Consider the following 5,563-nt stretch of genomic DNA (forward strand, 5'->3'; position numbering starts at 1 on the left):
CTACTGCGCTGATGGGAGCTCGGCTCAAATGCCCCCGATTTTTCGTTGCGTAGGCCCACTATGCGCCTCAAAATCGTGAACATTCGATCTCGCTCTCCCATCATGCTCGCTACGATCACCTAAGTCCGACAGGCTCCTAGAAGACCATGTTCTCCAAGGCGTCGCGCAGCCTGGGCTTGCTGAGATACTTACTGATATTGTGCCGCCATTTCCCTTCGTTCTGCTCGTTGATATCGTCTACGACCTCCACGCCGGCCTGTCGGTAATCATTTGAGAGATTGGGATCGAAGCCGGCAACCGGATCCAGCTTGTCGTAGACGTTGACCCAGCTGCTCAGAACCCGCTCACTGGGAAACCCGTTCTCCCGGGTCCATTCCGGCTGCAACAGGTCCTGAACCTCATCCAGGCCAAGGGGACTGCCGATGGTCATCAGACTATTTACCTCGGGACAATCAGGTACCCGCTTCAGGCAATCGTAGGCGATCACCGTACCCATGCTGTGACTGACAACGACGTGCTTGCCCGGATCGGGTTTCGACTGCTCGATCTCGTTCCCCTCCGTGACCGCCCGCACGAATCGTTTCCGGATCTCGTCCAGCACCCGATAGGTTTCACCATCCCTCGGGCTGAACTCTGAATTGAACAGATAGTGATGCACATCCTTGAGCAGCGCCTTCATGACGCGCCGCTTGATGAACCAGGGTAGCGGGATACGTTCGAATTCCGCTCCGATATCGGCCTGCCGGGGCTCGTATTCGTCATCACCCTGAGGTGCCGCGGCGTCGAACCGCAACCTGGCGGCCAGGCGATCCACGATCTCTTTCTCCCTTCCTTCCAGCCCAACCCGCCAGGACTCGTCTTCCTCGCTCTTCTCGGGCGATGCCTCGCTCCCCAGACTCTCATTCATGGCGCCCGTGTCCTGCGGCTTTTCGTACAGGACATCGGCCCAGTACACCATGGAATAGGTGACGCCCTCTCCGTCCAGATCGAGGCCATCGTTTCCAGCCAGCGACCGCAACCAGATTTGAAGCAGCTGGTCCGCCGGGGGCTTGTTCATAATCCCGTGAATAAAAGTGACATGAGGCATGGCTTCCCCCCGATTGCCTGGTAGCGCCGATGTGTGAAGTTGGTGATGCCGATCTCCCTCGCTTTCCAAGCCATATAGCACAGCGTCGACTCGAATTCAGAAAAGGACCCGAGCGCAGATCCTTCAGGGCGCCGCGCGGCAAGCGAAACGGGGCAGGCATCTTCGACTTGATGCCCGTCGGTCTTCCACATGCTGGTCCGATCGAAGTAATCACCCCGCACCTTTTCGAGATCGTATCGATCGGATCGGACCCTGAAAGGGGCATCGACTTCTGCGATAGAGGGTTCTCAAACGGAGCCGGGACCTTCGGTGAAGACCTACCAGCCCCGGCCCCTGACGTCGCTGTCACTGCTATTCGGCGCTCCCTTCCCTGCGAGGCCGGGAACCGGACTCATGGACACCCGCGCACCACACCCGGCCCGTCCGTGAACGGGCCGGCTCCGGGCTGAGGCGCTTTGCCGCGCGGGCGGACTGGGCCAGACGAAACCCCCTGTTGTTGTTCCTGTTGCCGGGGTTGTTCCTGTTACGGTTTGCCGAGCGAAGGTTCCTCGGTTTGTTGTTCCAGGAGCCGCCGCGCAGAACGCGCTGCTCGCCTAAGGAAACCCTGAACAAATGAGCGAGATGGATGCAGCGCAAGGCGCACGGAGCGCAGCGACCGAGACATATCAGGTAGATAGGCGAGGGAGAGAGCACCGCGCAACGCAGCGATGCGCCGTCGCAGCCATTTGTTCAGGGTTTCCTTAACGGCCCGGTCCCCGCTGGAATAGTACCCCGGAAAAGATCCGCTTGCGCAGTCCGTGCGTGTCGGCGTGGCCGGCGTGCTTCGAGACGCAGGTTCGCACGGCGAAGCACCGCTTGTTTGTCCCGCGACCAGGCGGCCTCGACCAGCAGTTCGAGGACCTCCAGCAGGCTGGTTTCCAGCCGCTCACCCAAGGTAAAGCGCCGGGCGCGTGGAAAACGGTCCAGTTGCGGAATCATCCATAACAGGATCTGGTGGCAGGCCTGTACGGCCTGCGGGGTCGAATCGGTCATGACAACATGAAGATCAAATCAAGAACAAAAACACAAAGGGTAAAAGGACAAAGAAAAAAGGGCTACAGGTCCTGGGCCAGACGAAACCCCCAGTAGTTGTCCCAGAAGCCGGGGTAGAACCAGCGGTACGCCGAGCGAAGGAACCCCGGGCCGTAGCTCCAGGAGCAGCCGCGCAGAACGCGCCGCTGGCAAACTCCACCGTCCTCCTCACCCCAGGGCTTGCTGCCATCCTCCGGCGCGCCTTGGTAGTTCTCATGCCAGCAGTCCTGCACCCACTCCCAGACGTTACCCGCCGTATCCGAAAGGCCGAAAGGGTTTGCCGGGAAAGATCCGACCGGAGCGGTCTGTTTGTCGTCCCATCGGCTGCCGCAACCGTCGCAGTTGGCGCGGTTCCTTCCCACGTCGTTTCCCCACCAGTAGGCGGTCCGCGTTCCCGCGCGCGCGGCGTACTCCCACTCGGCCTCGGTGGGCAGGCGGTAGCGCTTTCCGGTCTGCTCGGAAAGCCATGTCGCGTATTTCTTCGCGGCCTCCCAGGAGACGTTGACGACGGGCCGGTTGCCCCGTCCCCATCCCCGGTCATTCGGCGGATCGATTCCCTTCCCTTTGGCAAACCGATCGAACTCCGCGAAGGTCACCTCGTACCTGCCGATCGCGAAGGGCTTCGCAAAGCGTACTGTGCGTATTGGTCGCTCATCTGAGTTACCTCCCCCCTGGAGGTCGCCCATTTCAAACTCACCCGCTGGAACACGCACCATCTCCGGACAGAATTCACAGTCCTTGAACGACTCTGGTTGGCCACGCTGCTCTTCAGATGGCGTGCTTACAGCGTGATCGTTCCTCTCCATCCTGGTCAGAAGCACGGAGACGATCAACACGATTGGCACACTCACGACAATGAGCGTGAGAAGGGTTGGCCTATTCGCGCGACGACCTTGTGTCGTTGATCGGTTCGGCTCCTCGTCATTGCTCCTGATTTCTTCCTCGCCGCCGCGTTCCTTTCCTTTCTCTTCCTCTACCTTGCCGTCCGCTTCGGCCTTCCGCCCGGCCTTCTCCTTGTCTCGACGTTCCGCCTCTTCCCGAACACGTCTCGCTTCGTCGTGCTTGCGTTTCAATTCCGCCTGTTGCCTCGACGCCTCCGCCTCACGTTCCTCTTCGGCCTTCCGCCTGGCTTCCTCCCCGGCGGGGGGTGGCCCAAGTACCGACTCGATATCCGCCGCCAGCTTCAGGAAGGCCGGGGATTCTGCTGAGCCGTTCCACCCGATGAGGTCCGCTGCCTGTATGCGCCGAAACGCAAGCGGTATGCGTACATCATCGATACGGACGGGGACGAGAATCCCCCGATGGGCGCCTTCCTCCGCCTCGGTGCGAACCCACCTCGACTTCACCGACAGAGCGGACCACATGACCACAACACATCTGGACGCATCGATCGCTTCCTCGATGACCTCGTCGAAGGTTTTACCGGCCGGGATGGACCGATCCCACCATACCGACCATCCCAGGGCTTCCAGAGCCCCGGCCAGACCCGCGGCCCGATCCTCATCGTCCCGGGTATAGCTGAGAAAGATATCGCTCATGGTCGCAGTCGACGTTCCATAGCGTCCGCAGTAGAAGGTACGCCAGGCCTTATCACAAGGCTCAGTCGTGCCGCGATCTGGCCAATCTGGTCAAGAGGGCTGTAACTGAAAAATATCTGGTGAACTCCATGGTCGGATTGATTCATCGGGGCACGAGAAGAGGATTCTGAACTGAATGCCACTCACATAACGGCACCGCACTGGAGTCGAAGCTGTTCCGTGGTGTTCGATACGAGGGCGTGTGCAGCAGGGATGCTGCGCTCGAGCCTCCAGGGACGGATTCACGGCGTCCCTCGGATCGAATGCCGCGGGGCAGATTCGCCAAAGTAAGGCGATTTCTGTCAAATGACATACCATCCTGCTTGTCTTTGTCGTCCGTCCTCTGTGTTGCGACAACCGTTTCATAGTTCGACGATGCGCCTGTTGTCGCGTCTTGATGACGAACGAAAATCCGGCGCGATCTGGTATATCATTTTCCGGCAATCGCCTAAGTATCATTGGATTCTGAACACTACGAATGACGGCCAGTTTCATCTGCAGTATCCCGTTGGGTCCATCTGAAGCCTCCTCGCCCGGATCCGCTCAGGCGACCTGCGCGAGCACCTTCGCGGCCACATCCGACTCGATCGCGGGAGTGAGCCCCAGGTCCTTCTCGTAGAGCAGCATATAGCTCAAGGAATGCTGGTCTCCCGACAGGGCCGTTACCAGATCCACCAGGACGCTGTAGGCCCCCTTGGTCTGGTAAACGCCGCCTACCTTCTTTCCCAGGTTCGCGTACGTCGTGGCGGCGAACGCCGAACAATCCAACTTCTCGTTCCTGTGATTGATATATCCCTTTCCGCAGATGACCTGGCACCCCTGTGACCAGTTGCTGACGCCCCGGCCTCCCCAGTGCACGTTGATACCCGGATTTCGTTCCAGGCGACCCTCCAGGTCCGAATGCGTCAACGCCATGTCCCGGTCGCTGTCCCGAATGATCAGAACCCCGGAGGTCTCGGGCTTCAGCGCCCGGCACACCTTTTCCTGGTCGGACTGCTTGTGCCACCCGAAGCGGTACCGGTGCTGGCCGGGGACCAGGAACGGCGCACCATCCCGATGGCTGGACTTGCCGGGGTCGGTGGTGCCGAAGAATTTGAACACGACTCCGTGGACGAGCAGGACAAACACGTCATCGTTTGTGCGCTGCCCCGGTTGTGCCTCGTCCCGGCGTATCCCGATCAGATGAATGTCGTCTGTGTCGAAGCGCCAGTCGGAGACCTTCCGGGTGTCCGAGGGCCTCTCGAACTCGGCGACCTTCTTCAGCAGGGTCGTGGGAGACTGGCGATAGTGGGATTTCGTCGCCTTCAGCAGCTTCATCCATTTCCTGTACTCCGGGCCATAATTGTCTCCTGAGGACTGCATCCACTCCGCCCGATGACCGTCCGTTTTCCAGCGGTCCAGGTGAAACCGGCTCCGCTGCCCCAGAACGCCGTCCGCGGTGCCGATCGAATCGTCTCCTTCCACGGATCGTACATACTCCTGGAACAGGCGGATGGCCGAGGCCGTGCGATAACCGCAGAGCCCGTCCACCTTACCGAGCGGCATGAATCCTGCCGTCTTCAGGATCTCCTGGACCTTCGCGACGTCCCTCCCTCCCGAAGCAGAGAACTTGTGCCATTGTCCGACCCGCTCGCCGCGAAACAGTAGCCTGGCAAGCATAACCGGTTCGTGCAATCCGCGGAAATAACCCCGCCGGTCAGCCGGCATGCTGTCGACGTCATAGGTTCCCAATCGAATCATCGCGACCTCCCCCCAAACCGCGTGAAAGAGCCGGGACACGTCCGGAAGAACCGGAGCGGATTTCCTTTGTGAATATAGTTCAGTCCCG

General features: G+C 60.1%; 5 protein-coding genes. All 5 read right to left on the reverse strand.

Annotation, left to right across the window (positions count from 1 at the left end; all coding sequences use genetic code 11):
• Nucleotides 1-136: 136 nt before the first annotated feature.
• The 5 genes from LJE91_18230 to LJE91_18250 all read right to left on the reverse strand — a co-directional run bounded on the left by LJE91_18230 (nucleotide 137) and on the right by LJE91_18250 (nucleotide 5,475).
• Nucleotides 137-1,057, reverse strand: coding sequence for a hypothetical protein (locus LJE91_18230; GenBank protein ID MCG6870592.1), 921 nt, complete (start codon nucleotides 1,055-1,057; stop codon nucleotides 137-139).
• A 381-nt stretch (nucleotides 1,058-1,438) separates the two neighbouring features.
• Complete coding sequence (locus LJE91_18235) at nucleotides 1,439-1,780, reverse strand: SUMF1/EgtB/PvdO family nonheme iron enzyme (protein ID MCG6870593.1); 342 nt, start codon at nucleotides 1,778-1,780, stop codon at nucleotides 1,439-1,441.
• A gap of 36 nt (nucleotides 1,781-1,816) precedes the next feature.
• Entirely contained in the window at nucleotides 1,817-2,119 is a 303-nt protein-coding gene (locus LJE91_18240) for a four helix bundle protein (GenBank protein ID MCG6870594.1), read from the reverse strand.
• Nucleotides 2,120-2,181: 62 nt separating this feature from the next.
• Entirely contained in the window at nucleotides 2,182-3,696 is a 1,515-nt protein-coding gene (locus LJE91_18245) for an SUMF1/EgtB/PvdO family nonheme iron enzyme (GenBank protein MCG6870595.1), read from the reverse strand.
• 582 nt (nucleotides 3,697-4,278) lie between these two features.
• Nucleotides 4,279-5,475, reverse strand: a complete 1,197-nt coding sequence (locus tag LJE91_18250; GenBank protein ID MCG6870596.1) for a peptidoglycan-binding protein — start codon at nucleotides 5,473-5,475, stop codon at nucleotides 4,279-4,281.
• Between the last annotated feature and the right edge of the window lie 88 nt (nucleotides 5,476-5,563).

This window comes from Gammaproteobacteria bacterium, assembly GCA_022340215.1.
GTDB lineage: Bacteria > Pseudomonadota > Gammaproteobacteria > JAJDOJ01 > JAJDOJ01 > JAJDOJ01.